Below are 16,914 nucleotides of genomic sequence, written 5' to 3'. Positions count from 1 at the left end.
CGTCGATTACATCTGGCGCAACGGTTCTGGTTCCTCCTGTACGAGCGTCTTTCCATGAAGATCGGTATCATCGAAACCGGCGAGGTGCCTGCGGACCTGCAGGCGCGGCACGGCACCTATCGGGCCATGTTCCGCCGCCTCGTCGGCGAAGCATTGCCGGGGGCCGACACCTTCGTCCATTCGCTGCTGGACGGTTCAGGCCCGCCCGATCCGCAAGCGGCCGACGGTTGGGTCATCACCGGGTCGGCCCATGGCGTCTACGATCCCGTGCCGTGGATCGGACCGTTCAAGGACTTCATCCGCCGCGCGGGCGAGGCGGGCGTTCCGCAGGTCGGCATCTGCTTCGGCCACCAGATCATGGCGGAGGCCTTCGGCGGGCGCGTCGTGAAGTCGGAGAAGGGGTGGGGCTGCGGCCTTCACAGCTATGAGGTTCTGCGCCCGCAATCCTGGATGACACCTGGCCTGTCGCGGGTTCGCATCGCGGCCATGCACCAGGACCAGGTGGTGGAGGTTCCCGATGCTGCCGAGGTTGTGGGCGGCAGCAATTTCTGCCCGTTCGGCATACTCGCCTACCCGCGCGCGCGGGCCATGTCCTTCCAGGTGCATCCTGAGTTCGAGACGGACTACGCCTCCGACCTCATCCGCATCCGGGCAGGGACGCGGATTCCGCATCCGGTGGCCGACGTCGGCCTGCACAGTCTGGAGCATGGCAACGATCGTTCGGCGGTCGCCCAATGGATTGGCGCGTTCCTCGCCCGAGGCGGGGCCTGAACGGAACAGGGCGGAAATCTGCAAGAGATTTCCGCCCGTTACGCAACCGGTCGCCGATCTGCTTACACAACCCCTCGAACGCAACACTCTCCTTGTACGAGAGTTAATCAGCTTCCGATCACTCCTGCATTGTTTTTTGTGATGACGACGACCGACGGGCGCGGCGGCATGCCGTCCTTGAAGTCCGGCCAGCGGGTAGCCGGGTCCTCAAACGTCGATTTGCGGCCGAAGGGCGCGTACTTATCCACGCCGTCGGTCGCCGGGTGCTGGACCGCGACGAACAGCGCGGTGTCGTCCGGCGTGAAGCAGGGGCCGCACATCTCCGCACCCACCGGCACACGGAAGAACATGCGGCCGGTGCCGCGCAGCGCGCCATCCGTCTCCATCGCCCAGACGCCGTCGGCGGTACCGGTCCTGGCCCAGCCGGATCCCTGGTCGGTCGTCACCCACAGCCTGCCCTGGTGGTCGACCGCGCAATTGTCCGGGGCGGCGAACCAGCCGTTGCCGGTGGTGGCCGGATTCCACATGGCGCCCAGTTCCGGCTTGGACGGATCGCCGCACTTCACGAGGATTTCCCACGGCATCCGGTCGGCGGCATGGTCCATGTCCGGGGCCGTGATCTCGACGATGTGGCCGAAGGCGTTTTCCGCGCGCGGGTTGGCGGCATTGACCTGCTCGGCCTTGCGGCGGGTGTTGTTGGTCAGCATCACATAGATGCGGCCCGTTTGCGGCTGGACGTCCACGTCCTCCGGCCGGTCCATCGGGGTCCCGCCCAGAAGGTCGCCCGCCCGGCGCGCCTCGATCACCACGTCGGCCTGGCTTGCGAACCCGTTCTCCGCCGTCAGCGGGCCTTCGCCCTGAACCATCGGCAGCCAGGTGACGGTGCCGTCTGCGTCGAAGCGCGCAACCGACAGCGTACCCTCGTCGAGCAGGTCCATGTTGGCCGCCCGGTCGTTCGGGTTGTAGGTGCCCGCGCTCACGAAGCGGTAGAGATAGTCGAACCGCTCGTCATCGCCCATGTAGACGACCGCGCGTCCGTCCTTGTTGACGATGACGCCGCCGCCCTCGTGCTTGAATCGGCCGAGCGCGGTGCGCTTCTTCGGCGTGGAGACCGGGTCGTAGGGGTCGATCTCGACCATCCAGCCATAGCGGTTGGCCTCGTTCGGCTCCTTCGCGATGTCGAACCGGTCGAAGAACGCGCCCCAGCCGTACCAGTTCCCGGGGACGCCGTAGCGCTTGTAGTTCGCGTGCTCGGCGTGGCTTTCGTCGAGCTGGCCCCAGAAATAGCCGTGGAAGTTCTCCTCCGCCGACAGCCAGGTGCCCCAGGGCGTCATGCCGCCCGCGCAATTGTTCAGCATCCCGATGCAGCGCGTGCCTGCGGGGTCGGCCTCGGTCTTGAGGCGGTCGTGCCCCGCGGCCGGACCCGTCAGGACCATCTCGGTCGAGCGCGGCGTGATGCGGCGGTTGTAGGGGCTGTCGGCCACCACACGCCACTTGCCGCCCTCGCGCACCACCTCGATCACGCTGCCGCCGTGCGCGGCCATTTCGATCTCGGCAAGCTCCCGGGTGACGCGGTGGCTCGCCTTGCCCATGGTGACGGGCTCGGCCGGCAGTTTCGCGGTCGGGTGCATCACCTCCTCGGAGGTATACTCGTGGTTCACCACCAGAAGCGCCCGGTCCGTGCCGGCCGATCCCAGCGGCAGCGGCACAAGGCCCAGGAAGTCGTTGTTGTAGCCGAACTGCATCTCCTGCGCGTCGGCGGTCTGGTTCATCGGGTCGAAGGCTGGCGCGCCCTTCACGACCGGGTCGCCCCATCGGATCAGGATGTCGGCGGAATAGCCCGGCGCGACATGGTGCGTCTCGTCGACGCCGTGCGCGATCTCGGTAAAGCCGAAGGCGGCGGTTGCGGCGCGCGCGGAGCGGGCGAGCAGCGCCTCCATGCCCGCACCCGCCACGGCGGCGATGGCGGCGCTGCCGAGCATCCCCTTCAGCACCCCACGGCGCGAGAAGCGGCTGGCGATCACGTCGCCTACGGTCGCGCGTCCCTCCGCGACAGTCGGGTTGCGGCCAGCGTCTTCCGACGCCTCATAGGCCTCCATGCGGTTGGCGTAACCCTCGATCTGCCTGTCCATCGTGTCGATCCCTTTTCCCACGTCTCGTGCGGGCCGCCGCTGCGCGCCTTGCGCGGTTTCTTCGCGGCCCCCGATGCCGCGAATAACGGGCTTGCGTGACAGTGCGGTGACGCGCGCTCCGCTTACGCCGGCACGGAGAGCGGCTGGTTCACGACCGCCCGCAGCGTGAAGCTCGACTCCATCTTCACGACGTGGGGCAGGGGGGAAAGGCGTTCCTTGTGGATGCGCTCGAAATCGGCGAGGTCGCGGGCCGCGACCCGCAGCAAATAGTCGTGCACGCCGGTCATCAGGTAGCAGACCAGCACCTCCGGGACGCGGGCGACCGCGGCCTCGAACTCCGCGATCTTCTCCGCCGACTGGCCCGACAGCGTGATCATCACGATCACCTGCACGGCGCCGCCCAGCCGTGCCTCGTCGAGGGCGGCATGGTAGCCGCGGATCACGCCCTCGCGTTCCAGCGCATGGACCCGGCGCGAGCATGCCGAAGGCGACAGCCCCACCTTCCCGGCGAGATCCACATTGGCAAGGCGGGCATCGTCCTGCAGCGCCCTCAGGATGGCACGATCGATCTTGTCCAGGTGCATTGACACAAGGTTTCTCCGGATTTCGGGAAATTTCTGCAATTTTCAGGCGTTTTTACCCTCGTGTCGAGCCGCCTTTGCACGGACGTGCGGCGGCTTTTCGCGTATAATTCCCCCTCTATATCGACATCCAGCCGCCGGAGGCGTCATGCGCGTAGGAACCCTGAAGGAGATCAAGGCCGACGAGCATCGCGTGGGGCTCACCCCGTCCGCCGTGCGGGAATACGTCGCGCGCGGGCACGAGGTGATCGTGGAGACCGGCGCGGGTGCCGGCATCGGCAAGGACGACGCGGCCTATGAACAGGCGGGTGCGACCATCGCCGCGAGCGCGGAGGAGGTGTTCGAGAAGGCCGAGATGATCGTCAAGGTGAAGGAGCCCCAACCGGCCGAATGGGCACAACTGCGCGAGGGGCAGATCCTCTTCACCTATCTCCACCTCGCGCCGGACCCCAAGCAGACCGAGGGGCTGGTGAAGTCCGGCTGTACGGCCATCGCCTACGAGACGGTGACGGATTCCGCGGGCGGTCTGCCGCTGCTGCAGCCCATGAGCGAGGTCGCGGGGCGTCTCTCGATCCAGGCTGCCGCGCATTGCCTGGAGAAGCACGCCGGCGGGCGCGGATTCCTGCTGGGCGGCGTGCCGGGCGTGTCGCCCGCGCGCGTCGTGGTGATCGGCGGGGGCGTCGTCGGCACCCATGCCGCGCGCATGGCGGTCGGCCTCGGCGCGGAGGTGACGATCCTCGACCGTTCGCTCCCGCGGCTGCGCGTGCTCGACGAGATGTTCTCCAGCCTCGTGCGGACCCGGTTCTCGACCGCGGAGTCGATCGAGGAAGAGGTGATGGCCGCCGACGCCGTGATCGGCGCGGTGCTTATTCCGGGGGCGAGCGCGCCGAAACTCGTCACCCGCGACATGCTGCCGGGCATGAAGAACGGCGCGGTGCTCGTTGACGTGGCGATCGACCAGGGCGGCTGCTTCGAGACCTCGAAGCCCACGACGCACCATCAGCCCACCTTCATCATCGACGGCGTCGTGCATTATTGCGTGGCGAACATGCCGGGGGCGGTGCCGCTGACGTCGAGCTATGCACTCGGCAACGCGACGCTGCCGTTCGGCCTGTCGCTGGCGGCGAAGGGCCTCGACGCGCTGCGCGGCAATCCGCACCTCAAGGCGGGTCTCAACGTCCACAAGGGCATGGTGACCTATGAGGCGGTCGCCGAGGCGCTCGGTTACGACTACGTGCCCGCGGACACGGCGCTCGGCGGCTGAGGCTACTCGAACTCGGGTGCGTGCAGGCGGCCCGTGTAGGTGCGGCCCGGCCGGAACGCGGGGTCGATGGCCTCGCCGCCGGTCAATGCATCTGCGACCAGGGAGGGCACGCGCGACGTGCAGATGATGCCGTCCGCGGCATAGCCCGTGCACCAGGAAAGCCTCGCAACGCGCCCATCGGGACCGAGCACGGGCAGCCCGTCTTGCGTGTAGGGGCGCAGGCCCGCCCATGTCTCGATCAGCGGGCGATCCTTCAGCGCGGGCAGGATGCGCACCGCCTCCGCCATGAAGGCGGCGATGTCGTGCTCGTGCGTCTCGACCGCGAAACCCGCGTCCTCGACCGTGGTGCCGATGACGAGGCGCCCGTCGCCGCGCGGCGTGACTGCACCGCGCCCGATGCGCCGGATCAGGCGGCGGGTGAGGGGAGACGCGGCATCGTCTGCGACCGCCGCCATCTGGCCGCGCACGGGGCGCATGGGCGGCACGTTGGCGCCTTCGAGCCCGCCCAGCGTGCCGGCCCATGCCCCTGCCGCGACGGTGACGGCCTCCGCGCGGATCGCCGTGCCGTCGCCCAGGATGACGCCTGTGGCACGTCCCGCCTCGACGGTTACGCGGGCAACCTCGGCGCCCTCCACGATCTCGCCGCCAAGCTTCCGCACGGCGGTATCCAGCGCCGCGGACACCTTTCGCGGATCGACCCAGCAGACAGCGGGATTGTGAATGGCGCCCACCACGTCCGGTCCCAACGCGGGTTCGAGCGCGCGCGCCCCGTCCCCGTCGAGCCAGACCACCGGCCAGCCCAGCGCCGCCTGCGCCTCGTAGAGGGCACGCGCGGCGGCAAGCGTTTCCGGCACGGCGACGGTCAGCGCCCCCGCGTCGTGGAAGTCGAGCGGCAGGCCGGAAAGCCCTTCGAGTTCGCGCGCGAACGCGGGCCAGGCCGCGACGCAATCGCCGTGCAGACGGGCAAGGGGATCGGTGCCGACGGTCGGTGGCAGGTATCCCGCCGCGGCCCAGCTTGCTGCCCGTCCTGTCCGGTCGCGTTCGAGCACGCGGACGGGCACGCCCTTCTGCAGCAGCCTGAGCGCAAGACCGAGGCCGGCCACCCCGCCGCCGACGATCAGGTGACCGGTCATGCGGCCTGCCTCAATTCCCCAGGACACGCGCGGCATTGACCGCGACGACAAGGATGATGACGCCGAGCAGAAGCAGCGAGATCGCGTGACGGTCGAGGAAGCGGACAACGGCGGTGCCGCTCACGGGCTCTCGTGCGGCTTGCGTCCGCACGCGCTGCACGCCGGGCGCTTCCGCGCTCGCGGAGCGCTCCAGGCGCCCGGTCTGGCCGCCATGTACCGGGGGCGTGCCGCCCGATGCAGTAGCCACGGGTTCATCCACGCGCTGGAGGCCTGCCGGCGCCTCCTCGGCCGCCTCGTCCGGGTCGAGCGAGCGGGCCGTCAGGAAGGCGGCCTCGGCAGCATCGGTATCGCCGGCGCGGTCGAGCCAGAACCGGCCGAACCGGCGCCAGGCGTGGGCGTTGCGCGGCTCCCGCTTCAGGACCTCGCGGTAGAGCGCCTCTGCCTCCGCCAGGCGTCCGCCCCGCGCCCCGATCAGGTCTGCAAGCAGCAGCCGTGCGTCGGCATCGCGCGGGGTGTGCGCAAGGTGACGGCGAAGCAGGCGCTCGGCATCTGACGCGCGGCCCTCGGATGCGGCGAGCAGTTCGGCGAGTTGCAGCACGGCCTCGCGGTTGCGCGGCTCCAGCGCGATGGCGCGCGAGAGAAGCGCCTCGGCCTCGGCTGCCTGGCCTTCGCCGTCCATCAGAAGTTCCGCCAGCCGGATCAGCGGCAGCGCCGTGTTCGGATTGGCGGCGGCGACGCGGCGGTAGAGACGTTCCGCCTCCGCCGATGCGCCGAGCGGATCGTGCAGCAGTTCCGCCAGCTCGAACGCCGCCCAGGTGTCGTCGGGGTGCTCCTTCAGCAGGGCCCGGAACAGGCGCGCGGCGTCCTGCGGCCTGTCGAGCTGGCTCTTGTAGAGCAGGGCCAGCTGTTCGCGCACCCAGGAGAAGTCCGGCGCAAGCTCCAGCGCGCGCAGATAGGCGCTTTCGGCAGCCTGCGCCTCGTCCAGGGATTCGTGCAGGATCTGGCCGCGCCAGGCGTGCGCGTTGCAATCGGTTCCATCGAGGGCGATGGCGCGTTCGATGGCCGCAAGTGCGGCGTGGGCATCGCCGCCAACGCGCCACAGTGCGCGGCCGTAGAGCCCATGCGCCTCCGCGCAGGTGTCGTCGAGTTCGAGCGCGCGCTCCGCCGCGTCGAGCGCCTCGTCAGGATGGTCCAGCGGATAGAGGCAGAGATTGGCCAGGTCGCACAGCGCGGTCACGTTGTCCGGCTCCAGCTCGACGACCTCGCTCCACGCCTCGCGCGCGTCCTCGTGGCGCCCGGCCTGCTCGAGACGCCGTGCGTCTGCTGCCCGTTCCGCCGCGGGATGAGTGGCGAAGTCCGCGGTGTCGAGCCCCGTATCGCCGCCCGCCGGCCGGCGCGGGGCACCTGCGGGATCGGTCAGGCCGCGCGTTCCGTGCTGCCCGGCAGGACCCTCGGCGTCCTCGCTGCCGCGGTCGCCCGCGATCAGCGCCTCCAGCCGGTCGCGGACCCAGTCGAAGTCCGGATCGATGGCAAGCGCGCGGCTGTAGGCGGCGTGCGCATCGTCGAGACGGCCGGCCACCTCCTGGAGGAAGGCGCCGTAGAGCGCCCAGGCCCATTCGTCCTTCGGTGCGGTCTCCACGGCACGGCGGAACGTCCGTTCGGCCTCGAGCCGCCGGCCTGCCTCGCGATGGGCCAGCGCCTCCTTCAGAAGCGCACGGGCCGCACGCGCGCTGTCGCGCACGCTTTCGCGGGCCTTTTCGGGCGTTTCCGGGCGGTCGGTGCGTTTCATCCAAGTTCCGTTTTGGGACCAGAGGCACGGTATCCGGACAGTGGATACAAGAGCCGTGCCGCGCGTCCGGGACCGTCTAGCACGAAAGGCCCTCCATGTGGCAATGGGCGAACCGCGGAGCAAGGCTGCGCCCGAAACAGGCCATATGCGCTTTGCCTATGCCAATCCTCGGCGGGCTCCTGTAAGAAAACCTTCATGAGGCACGCAGATCCAGGAACGGTGGCCTATCGAACGCGCCGCCGGCTGGCGGCGCTGCCGGCAAATCTGCGGGGCGCACTGTGGATGATCGCCGCGGTGATGGGGTTCACGCTGATCTCCGTTCTTGTCCGCATGTTGGGGGATAGCGGGGTTCCTGCTGTACTCACCGGGTTCATGCGCGGTGCGATCGGTCTCGTGGTCATTCTCCCCCTGCTTGTCAGGTTCGGCGGCTTGCGCCAATTGCGCACGCGCCACGCCCACATCCATGCGCTCAGGGTCGGGATCGGGGCCACGGGCATGTTGCTCGGCTATTACGCGATCACCAAGCTGCCGCTCGCGGACGTGACGGCGATTTCCTTCACCGCCCCGCTGTTCACGGTCATCCTGGCGGCCACGATCCTGCGCGAGAAGGTCGGTTGGCGGCGGTGGCTTGCGACGGTCGTGGGCTTTCTTGGCGTTCTCGTCATCCTGCGGCCGGGTGCGGACGTGACGGTGCTGCCGCTTCTTCCGGTGCTGGGCATGCTTGCCATGGCGTTTGCGATCGCCTGCGCGGTGACGCTGCTGAAGTTCTTTCCGGAAGGGGAGAGCCAACTCAGCATGCTGACATGGTTCATGGCAGGCTCCGTGGTGATCGCGTCGCCCTGGGCGATCCCGCTCTGGCAGCCGTTCACGCCCGCGCAGTGGCTGATGCTGGCTGGCGTCGGCGTGTCGGCGATCGTGTTCCAGTGGATGATCATCAAGGCCTTCCGTACGGCCGAGGCAAGTTTCCTTGCGCCCTTCGACTACACCAAGCTGCTGCTCGCGATCGCGCTCGGCTGGGCGCTGTTCGGCGAGGTTCCCGGCGCCTGGACCTATGCCGGTGCGGCGATGATCGTCGCCGCCACCCTCTACATCGCGCAGCGGGAGGCGCGGCTGGCGCGGGCAGGGCGGCGCTAGGGCTCAGCGCCCGCGTTTCCGGTTGCGCAGGATGTGATCGTAGGCCTCGATCACCCGGCGGGTCAGCGCGCCTGCGCAGTCGACGAGCGCCGGGTGCAGGCCCGAGGCCTCGGCCTGTTGCGGGTGCAATTGCCGCAGCAGCGCGTAATAGGCCTGCTTGATCGCCTCGTCGCTATCGTCGCTGTGCACGCCCAGGACCGTGTAGGGGTCGCCGGTGAAGATCGCGTGTGCAGGGCCGCGCCCCTCGAAGGGGCGAACCGCGCGGATCTCGTCCTTGGCGATCAGGACGAATTCGCCCGTGATCGTCTCGAAGGGCAGGAAGCGGCGCGCATCGTTCACGAGGTCGACGAGACGTTCGCGCTCTGCGATGAACAGAAAGCCGTCGAGCATGTGCCCTTCTGTCAGCGCCATCGCCACCCGCACGCGGGTACGCGGTCGCAGCTGCGGGCTTGCGGGTTCGGTGCGCATCCGGCTTGCCCCCTCCGGCCCGTCAGGCGGGTGGCGCTTCGGCCTTGGCGCGTCTTTCGCGCTCGGCCGTGATCTCGTGGTAGGCCGCCGTGACGAGTTGTGTTCGTTCGGTGGCGTACTGAATGAACTCCTCGGCGAGGCCGGCTGCCCGCACCCGGTCGGGATGCAGCGCCTTCACGAGGGTCAGGTAGGCGGTACGCAAATCCTCCGCGGTCGCATCCGGCGTGACGCCGAGGATCTTGCAGGGATCGGCGTTGAGGCCGACCGGCTTGCCCGCGCGGTCGACGGGCGTGATCTCGGTGATCTCGCTCTTTGGTAGGAGCAGGAGCTTGCCCAGTACCGTCTCGAGGGGAAGGAACTTCCGGTCGTCGTTGAGCGCGTCGATCAGGCGCTCGTCATGGGCGAGGAAAAGGCTCGCCTCCATCGCACCCTTGGCGCCGCGCTCAACCAGCACGCGAACGCGCCGCTTCGAACGCTTCATCCGGTCATGATCGAACATATGCAACATACTCCGCTGTACTGGACCGGGTACCTATCCCCGTCACGACAGCGGGAAGCAAGATGTTTGCCAAGCCGCGCCGCCGCCTGGGTATTTTCCCGGAGCCGGAACGAAAAAGGCGCCCCTGCCGGATACGCAAGCAGGAGCGCCGAGACACGAAGCACACTCGGGTCACCCTGAGATACGGTGAGTGACGCAACAGTCCGACGCGTCAGGGTGCGTGCCGGCAGAACTCATCTTCCGGTAGAAAACTTAAGAGATAATGAACGTCTCTGATAGAATCATGTATGCAATAAAGAATTGCAAAACAGATTTGGCGCAACCAGAGAGTGTATTGCGCAGATGGCCGGTCCGGCGTGAGGCGGATTTCGCCCGTGCCGGGGAGGGTGGCTCAGGCCGCCGGTACGTCGATCCGGTTGAGCCTCTCGCGCTGCTCGACGATTTCCTGGTACGCAGCGGCAACGATCTGCGTGCGCTCCGTGGCGTACTGGATCAGCTCATCGCCGAGGCCCGCCGCGCGCACCCGGTCGGGATGCAGGGCCTTCATGAGCGTCCGGTAGGCGTCGTGCACTTCCTCGGGACTCGCATTTCGCGTCACGTTCAGGACCTTGTAGGGATTGGTCTTCAGCCCGACAGGTGCGCCGGTGCTGTCGACCGGCGTGATCTCGGTGATCTCCCGTTTGGGGATCAGCAGGAACTTCCCCAGCAGGGTCTCGAACGGAAGAAACTCGCGATAGTCGTTCATCAGCTCGATCAGGCGTTCGTTCTGACCGAGGAACAGATAGGCTTCGAGCGTTCCCTTGGCGCCGCGTTCGACGCTCACCCGCAGCCGCTGCTTGTACCGCTTCATCCGGTTTTGCTCGAACATCGTGCGTCTTCTCCGATGCCATCCGAAACAAGGCTTCGACCTGCCGGCCGTTCGGGCAGGGTACTCTCCGCGCGGAAGACCGCCGGACGTCAGAAAAGGAACAGGTGACGACGCAAACAGGTGGCACGTTCGATGCCGTGCCTGCGAAACTATTCGGGCGAATTCGGATTAAAAGTAGGTGAACGGCAGCAGCGTTCGGGGCCTAGCGCCGGAATTGCTTGGAAAGGGCCAACGCTTGTCCCTGGTAGTTGGACTGGATGTCGCGGCCGTAAAGCAGATCGGGCAGGGCGGCCATCCGCTCGAACACCAGGCGGCCCACGATCTGGCCGTCGTCGATCAGGAAGGGCACCTCGTGGGTGCGCACCTCCAGTACCGCGCGGCTTCCCGATCCGCCCGCCGAGGCATATCCGAAGCCGGGGTCGAAGAAACCGGCGTAATGCACGCGAAACTCCCCCACGCTCGTATCGTAGGCGAGCATCTCCGCGGCGTGGGTCGGCGGCACGGCCACCGACTCGCGGGTTGCCAGGATGTAGAAATCGTCCGGGTCGAGCACGACGCCCCCGCCCTTGCGGGCGAACACCGGTTCCCAGAAGTCGAGCGGTTCGTAATGATTGACCCGCTCGATATCGACGAGGCCGGCGTGCTTGCGCGCGCGCCATCCGACGATCGGCGGCATGCCGGCACGCGCAGCCAGGGCGCCGGAGCCGGACGCCTCTCCCTGCACGTCGACAGTGAAGGGAAGGCCGCCGCGGATGTCGTCTGCCAACTGCTCCGCCCCGGCACCGCCGAGCAGCGGGTCGGCGGCGTTGAGCGCGCGCACCGCTTCGTCGGTGTCGCGGGCGGCACCCCTGCGCAGCCGGATCTGGACCAGCCGCGTGCCCGTGCGCACCCGGATGGAGAAGGTGCGCGGGCTGATCTCCGCATAGAGCGGCCCGGTGTAGCCATCCGGCACGTCGTCGAACGCTTGCGCGCCATCGGTGATGACGCGGGCAAAGACGTCGAGGCGGCCGGTCGAGGACTTCGGGTTGGCGCGCGCGCTGACGCCGGCGGGCAGGCGCAGGCCCTCCACCAGCGGAACGATATAGACGCAGCCGCGCTCCAGCACGGCACCGTCGGTCAGGTCGAGGGCGTGCATCTGCAGATCGTCCAGCCGCTCCTCCACCCGGAAGCGGGCGCCAGGGAGGAAGGACGCCGGTACACGGTAGGCCAGCCGTCCGAGACGCAGGTCGAGGGACGCCGGCTGCACCTGCGAGGGCTCGACCCGGCGGTCGCCGAACGCCGTGATGTGACCGGCAGCGATGAACGCGCGCAAGGCCTGCGAGGGGAGGATCCCCTGCATCTCCATCGCTGCGGCGAGGCCCTGGTCGGGGCCGGTCGTCGTCACGGTCACGTGTCTCATCCCCGGGCGAAACGTCTCTGGCCTGGGGATGCTATGCGCTTCCGTCCTGCGCGCCAAGGGCAAGGCGTCCCGTCATTCCCGCCCCATGCGCGATATCTTGTGGGTAAGTCCCCGGCTGTTGTCAGATGTAGTGGGATCGGGCCGGGCCGGATGAAGGCACCGAAGATCGCCGAATGTTCCCGCTTGCCCGCCGCGACGGCAACGGGCTAGGGTGCGCCCGGGTCGGGGGGGCCTCCGATCACGGCTGGCAAGGGCACGCTGGTGCAATGGCGCCAGCACCTTATGCACGTTATCCACAGCGGCGCTGTGGATCCTTTTCCCGTGGGCGAATTCGCTTTCCGGAATGGCCGCGGGCCGTCGTGTCAGCCGCCCGTTTCCGGGGTCTCCAGCGTGCGCGCCATATCCCAGCGCCCGATACGCTTGTAGAAATTGATCGCGTTCTCGCGCAGGCGGGCCGTGGTTTCGTGCTCCGGTCCGAGGGTATCCCGGGCAAGCGCCAGTGCATCCACGAACAGCTTCTCCGCCGCCAGCCGGTTGCCCGCGGCAAGTTCCAGCAGCGCCAGGTTGTTCATCGGGACAGCGGCGTCGGCGGCGGTCGCCGGGCCCTCCTGCGCAATCTCGATCGCGCGGCGGTAATGGGGGCGGGCCATGTCGGGCTTCTGCGCCGCACGCCATGCCTCGGCCAGGTTGTTGTGACCCGTGACGAGGGTGCTGCGGTCGACGTTCGGATCCTCCTCCGCGATCGACAGCGCCTCGGCATTGAGGGCGAGCGCATCCTCAACCCGCCCGGCCCGCGCATAGAGGCGGGCCAGATCCTCCATCCGGCGTGCGGCATCCGGACTGCGTGCGCCCGACTGGCGCTTCACGATGTCGAGCGCACGCTCGCCCGCGCGGATCGCGGCAGCCGTGTCGCCCCGCACACCCTCGGCCTGCTGCTGCACGGCGAGAGCGCGGGCCTGGGCAGGCAGCAGGCTGGTGAGCGCGGCCCCCGCTGACGTGGCAGCATCGGCCGCTTCCCCCGCTTCCGCGGCGGTGCGCACGGCAAGGCCGACGTCGCCATTGGCCAGCGCCGCCTCCGCCAAGGCAGCGAGCAGGCGGGCGCGGTGCGCATGATGTGCTGCAAGGTCGGTCGAGGTGTCGCGCGCCTCCTCGAGCCGGAAGAGGGCGGTGCGCAGGGAATCGACGGCGATGCCGGGCCGGTCGACGGCGCCTGCCGCGCGGGCCAGTGCCTCCAGCCGGTCGGGCAGCGGCGGCGGTTCGTCTGCCGGGCGCCGTGCCGCGGCCTCGTAAGCGGCGAAGGCGACGTCGTGTTCGGCCCGCGACTCCGCCGTGCGCCCACGCTCCATGAGGTCGGCAGCATCCGGACCCGGCCGGACAGAAGGCGTCCGCTCCACGGCCTGCACCGGTTCGCGCGGGGGCACGACCAGAGCCGAAAGCTGGACGACCTGCGGAATGTCGTGGGTGCGCAGATACTTCACCCCGGCCGCCGTGCCGACGATGCCAGCGGCACCGGCCAGCGCCACGATGCCCGCGGTGCGCAGCCCCTCGCGGCGCGTGCGCCGGGCCTTGGGGTCCTTGCGGGCGGGGTGCTTGGTCATGCGATCATCTTCCGGGGTACGAGCGGCACGCAACGATCTACCTAGGGTATATTAACTCTTAACGCCTGCGATCGAAAAGGGGCATCAACAACAGTCCCGCGACGAAGCCGCCGACGTGCGCCTCCCACGCGATCGTGGCCCCGCCGACGACGCTCGCCGCACCTGTCCCGAAAAGCCAGTTGAGGCCGAACCACAGGCCGACGAACACCAGTACCCGGCTGTCCGTCAGCCGCCGGAGCGGCAGCCGTTCGCGCGGGTAGCCAAGCGGGGCGGGCGCAAGCGCGAATCGCGCCGCCGACCCCATCATACCCGAGATCGCCGCCGACGCCCCGATCAGGGGCGCGACCGACGCCGGATGCAGCAGCAGGTGCAGCGCCGCGCCGGCCGCCCCGCACAGAAAATAGAGCACCAGGAACCTGTCGGTGCCCAGCCGCCGGATGACCGGCGCCCCGAAGGCGGCCAGCCAGAGGCAGTTGAGCCCCAGGTGGCTCAGGTCGCCGTGCAGGAAGGTGTAGCTGACGAAGTTTGCCGCCGCCGTGACCGGCCCCGCATCGAGCAGCGATCCGATGCCGATCTCCGGGGCGCTGAGGCCATAGCGCGCCGGTACGAACCCCAGCATGTAGATCGCCTCGACCTCGACGCGCAGCGGCAGCAGCATGCGCGCCGCGTGAAACGCCGCCAGCGTACCGATCAGCGCGAGCAGCGCGAAGGGGACATTGAACACCGGTTCGCGCGGCCGGCCATGGGGTGGGGCGGGAAAGGGGCTCTGCATCGCTCCACACATAGGCAGGTGCGGCGGCGGGGGAAAGGGCGAATTCCACCGGCTGCCCGCGTTGCGCGGGCCCGGTGCCCCGCCGGCAAACGCTTGACGAGGTGTTAACCACGCCTGCCGCAGAGTGCCCGATGCAGACTTGTGCCGGGCGCTCGCCGAGAAGGAATGCGCAGATGACCACCGCCGACACCAGCCCAGAAGGGGAGGAGCGGATCCGCTCCGCCGTGCACCGGATGCGGGAAGCGCTGGGCGGCGACGAGGCAGAGGCCGCCGCGCCCGGACGCGAGGCTGCACGCGCCGCCGCCGAGGAGGGGGCCGCCGAGGTCTCCCTCCGCGACCTGGCGCGCCTCTCGGGCACCGCGCACTCCGTACAGCGGACGCTTTACCTGGTGATCGCGCTGCTTGCCCTGCCGATGATCGTCATGGCCTGGCTCAATCTGCGCGAGGCCGTGGCCGACCGCTCCACTGCCATCGGGATCGCCCGGACCAACGCCGCGTTCGATGCGCTCACCGGCGCCGCCGCAGCGCTGGCGCGCGAGAGGGACCTGACCGAGATCGCGCTCGCCCGGCCACGCGCCATGCCGCAGCATGTCCGCGCCGCCATCGGCGATGCGCGGACGGCCGCCGCCGCGGCGCTTCAGCAGTCCCGGACCGCTGTCGCCGCACTCGACCTGCCGGGGGACGGTACCAGGTTGCTGGGGGAACTCGAGACGGCTGCCGACGAGGTGCGCCGGCTGCGCGGACCGGTCGACGACATGATGGCACGCGGCGGTGGGGCAGGCGCCGATCTCGTTTCGGACTGGCTTTCCGGTGCGAACCGGCTGGTTTCCGCGGTCGGTACGCTGAAAGGCGCGGTCGCGGCCCGGGCTGCCGGCGATCCGCGGGCGGCGGATCTCTTCGCGCTCAAGTCGGCTGTGTCCGACCTCGCCAATCTCGCGGGGCGCGAGCGCGGCCGTCTCGGGGCCCGTATCGCTGCCGGCGCACCGGTCGACACCGCGGATGCGCGGGAACTGGGCGAGCTGCGCGGCAGGATTTCCGCGGCCTGGGACGGAATGCTCGGCATCGCGCGCATGCAGGGGGCCCGGATTCAGGGCGAAAGCGGCCTGGCGGATGCGATCGGGACTGCGGACGGACGTTATTTCGACCGCTACGACCGCTTGCGCCAGCAGGTGTACGAGGCCGCGCGCACCGCCCCGGCGGACGGCGGCAGCAGCGTGGCCTATCCGGTCGGCATCGAGACATGGCTGACGGAGTCGTCGCAAGCGCTTGCCACGCTCGAAGGGGTGCAGGCTGCGGTGACCGCGCGGACGCTCGCCTACGCCCAGGCCCTGGCCGACAGCGCGACCTGGTCGCTCGTGCGCGATGCGAGCATCGTGCTCATCGGCATCGTGGCCGCGATACTGTCGGTCTGGTTCGTATCCCGCCGGGTAATCGGGCCGCTGGCCCAGATCACGCGGGCGATGGGACGCCTGGCGGGGGGTGACCTCGACCGTGCGATCCCCGGCCTCGAGCGGACCGACGAGATCGGCGCCATGGCCCGCGCCGTGGCCGTTTTCCGCGACAACGCCCGGGAGGTGCAGCGGCTGGCGGCGGAGCGCGAGGACATGAAGCGGCGCGCAGAGGCGGCCCGGAAGGAGGAGCTGGGTGCGCTTGCCGACCAGCTCGACCAGACCGTGTCGGGGGTCGTGGAGACGGTCGCGGCGGCGGCCGCGCAGTTCCAGGCGCTGGCGGGCGCGCTCGCCCACAATGTCGAGCGGACGAACGGGCGCGCGACAAATGTCGCCACCGCGTCCGAGCAAGCGTCGGCCAACGTCCAGACGGTGGCCGCGGCGGCGGAGCAGCTGGCCAGTTCGCTGGGCGAGATCAGCCGCCAGGTCACGCAGTCGAACTCCGTCGCCACGCGCGCAACCGCGCAGGCGACCGACACGAATGCGACCGTCCTCGGCCTGAACCAGGCAGCCGAGAAGATCGGCGAGGTCGTGGACCTGATCACCGAGATCGCGCGTCAGACCAATCTGCTCGCCCTCAACGCGACCATCGAGGCGGCGCGCGCGGGCGAGGCGGGCAGGGGGTTCGCCGTGGTCGCATCGGAGGTCAAGACGCTCGCCAGCCAGACCGCGAAGGCCACCGAGGAGATCGGCGCCCAGATCGCGGCGATCCAGAGCGCGACAGGTGGCGCGGTCGACGCCATCACGCTTATCGCGCGCACCATCGGCGAGGTGAACGAGATCGCTGCCTCGATCGCGGCCGCGGTCGAGGAGCAAGGCATCGCCACGCAGGAGATTGCCCGCAACGTCCACGAGGCCGCCCGCGGCACCGAGGAGGTGACCGTCAATATCTCCGGCGTGACCGAGGCCGCGCGCGAGACGCGCGATGCCGCGGCCCAGCTCCTGCAGGCCGCGGGCGAACTGGGCCGGTCGTCGGAGGAACTGCGTACCGAGGTCGCGGGGTTCATCGCGAGGGTGCGCGCCGCCTGACGCGGAGAGCCCGTTTCGGTCGCCGCTCC

At 69.3% G+C, this 16,914-nt stretch carries 14 protein-coding genes; 4 read left to right on the top strand and 10 right to left on the bottom strand.

Translation table 11 applies throughout. From position 1 onward, the window contains the following. The first annotated feature begins 54 nt into the window (after positions 1 to 54). Positions 55 to 771: a glutamine amidotransferase-related protein gene (locus tag NJQ99_RS12995; protein WP_269333296.1), complete on the top strand. Its 717-nt coding sequence runs from the start codon at positions 55 to 57 to the stop codon at positions 769 to 771. A 107-nt stretch (positions 772 to 878) separates the two neighbouring features. On the opposite strand, the gene NJQ99_RS12990 is transcribed toward NJQ99_RS12995, so the two are convergent. Both NJQ99_RS12990 and NJQ99_RS12985 read right to left on the bottom strand, forming a co-directional pair. Continuing rightward, positions 879 to 2,903, bottom strand: coding sequence for a PhoX family protein (locus NJQ99_RS12990; protein WP_269333295.1), 2,025 nt, complete (start codon positions 2,901 to 2,903; stop codon positions 879 to 881). 122 nt (positions 2,904 to 3,025) lie between these two features. Beyond that, a complete protein-coding gene (locus NJQ99_RS12985) occupies positions 3,026 to 3,487 on the bottom strand; it encodes an Lrp/AsnC family transcriptional regulator (RefSeq protein WP_269333294.1) in 462 nt (153 codons plus the stop codon). Between the two features lie 145 nt (positions 3,488 to 3,632). Here NJQ99_RS12985 and ald point away from each other — a divergent pair, with 145 nt between their 5' ends. Continuing rightward, a complete protein-coding gene (gene ald, locus NJQ99_RS12980; protein ID WP_269333293.1) occupies positions 3,633 to 4,748 on the top strand; it encodes an alanine dehydrogenase in 1,116 nt (371 codons plus the stop codon). 2 nt (positions 4,749 to 4,750) lie between these two features. On the opposite strand, the gene NJQ99_RS12975 is transcribed toward ald, so the two are convergent. Then, on the bottom strand, positions 4,751 to 5,881 hold the full coding sequence (locus tag NJQ99_RS12975) for an NAD(P)/FAD-dependent oxidoreductase (protein ID WP_269333292.1): 1,131 nt from the start codon (positions 5,879 to 5,881) through the stop codon (positions 4,751 to 4,753). Between the two features lie 10 nt (positions 5,882 to 5,891). Continuing rightward, a complete protein-coding gene (locus NJQ99_RS12970; RefSeq protein WP_269333291.1) occupies positions 5,892 to 7,670 on the bottom strand; it encodes a tetratricopeptide repeat protein in 1,779 nt (592 codons plus the stop codon). A gap of 195 nt (positions 7,671 to 7,865) precedes the next feature. Between NJQ99_RS12970 and NJQ99_RS12965 the strand changes: the two genes are divergently transcribed. Beyond that, a complete protein-coding gene (locus NJQ99_RS12965) occupies positions 7,866 to 8,804 on the top strand; it encodes a DMT family transporter (protein ID WP_269333290.1) in 939 nt (312 codons plus the stop codon). Positions 8,805 to 8,807: 3 nt separating this feature from the next. Here NJQ99_RS12965 and NJQ99_RS12960 read toward each other — a convergent pair whose 3' ends face one another. From NJQ99_RS12960 to NJQ99_RS12935, 6 genes are all read right to left on the bottom strand, one after another. Further along, positions 8,808 to 9,272 carry a J domain-containing protein gene (locus NJQ99_RS12960; protein ID WP_269333289.1) on the bottom strand — a complete coding sequence of 155 codons (465 nt, stop codon included), beginning with the start codon at positions 9,270 to 9,272 and terminating at the stop codon, positions 8,808 to 8,810. A 22-nt stretch (positions 9,273 to 9,294) separates the two neighbouring features. Then, the gene (locus NJQ99_RS12955; protein ID WP_269333288.1) at positions 9,295 to 9,771 is read right to left on the bottom strand and encodes a J domain-containing protein; all 477 of its coding nucleotides are present in this window, start codon (positions 9,769 to 9,771) and stop codon (positions 9,295 to 9,297) included. A 391-nt stretch (positions 9,772 to 10,162) separates the two neighbouring features. Next, positions 10,163 to 10,639, bottom strand: coding sequence for a J domain-containing protein (locus NJQ99_RS12950; protein WP_269333287.1), 477 nt, complete (start codon positions 10,637 to 10,639; stop codon positions 10,163 to 10,165). A gap of 202 nt (positions 10,640 to 10,841) precedes the next feature. Continuing rightward, positions 10,842 to 11,984 (bottom strand): 2'-deoxycytidine 5'-triphosphate deaminase, encoded by a 1,143-nt coding sequence (locus tag NJQ99_RS12945; protein ID WP_269333651.1) that lies wholly within the window; start codon positions 11,982 to 11,984, stop codon positions 10,842 to 10,844. Positions 11,985 to 12,400: 416 nt separating this feature from the next. Then, entirely contained in the window at positions 12,401 to 13,636 is a 1,236-nt protein-coding gene (locus NJQ99_RS12940; protein ID WP_269333286.1) for a tetratricopeptide repeat protein, read from the bottom strand. Positions 13,637 to 13,694: 58 nt separating this feature from the next. Further along, on the bottom strand, positions 13,695 to 14,408 hold the full coding sequence (locus NJQ99_RS12935) for a rhomboid family intramembrane serine protease (RefSeq protein WP_269333285.1): 714 nt from the start codon (positions 14,406 to 14,408) through the stop codon (positions 13,695 to 13,697). A 173-nt stretch (positions 14,409 to 14,581) separates the two neighbouring features. Here NJQ99_RS12935 and NJQ99_RS12930 point away from each other — a divergent pair, with 173 nt between their 5' ends. Next, positions 14,582 to 16,885: a methyl-accepting chemotaxis protein gene (locus tag NJQ99_RS12930; RefSeq protein ID WP_269333284.1), complete on the top strand. Its 2,304-nt coding sequence runs from the start codon at positions 14,582 to 14,584 to the stop codon at positions 16,883 to 16,885. The last annotated feature ends 29 nt before the right edge of the window (positions 16,886 to 16,914 follow it).

This window comes from Futiania mangrovi, from assembly GCF_024158125.1.
GTDB classification, from domain to species: domain Bacteria; phylum Pseudomonadota; class Alphaproteobacteria; order Futianiales; family Futianiaceae; genus Futiania; species Futiania mangrovi.
Note: the sequence above shows the minus strand (reverse complement) of the source record. Positions and strands in the feature narration are given on the sequence as shown.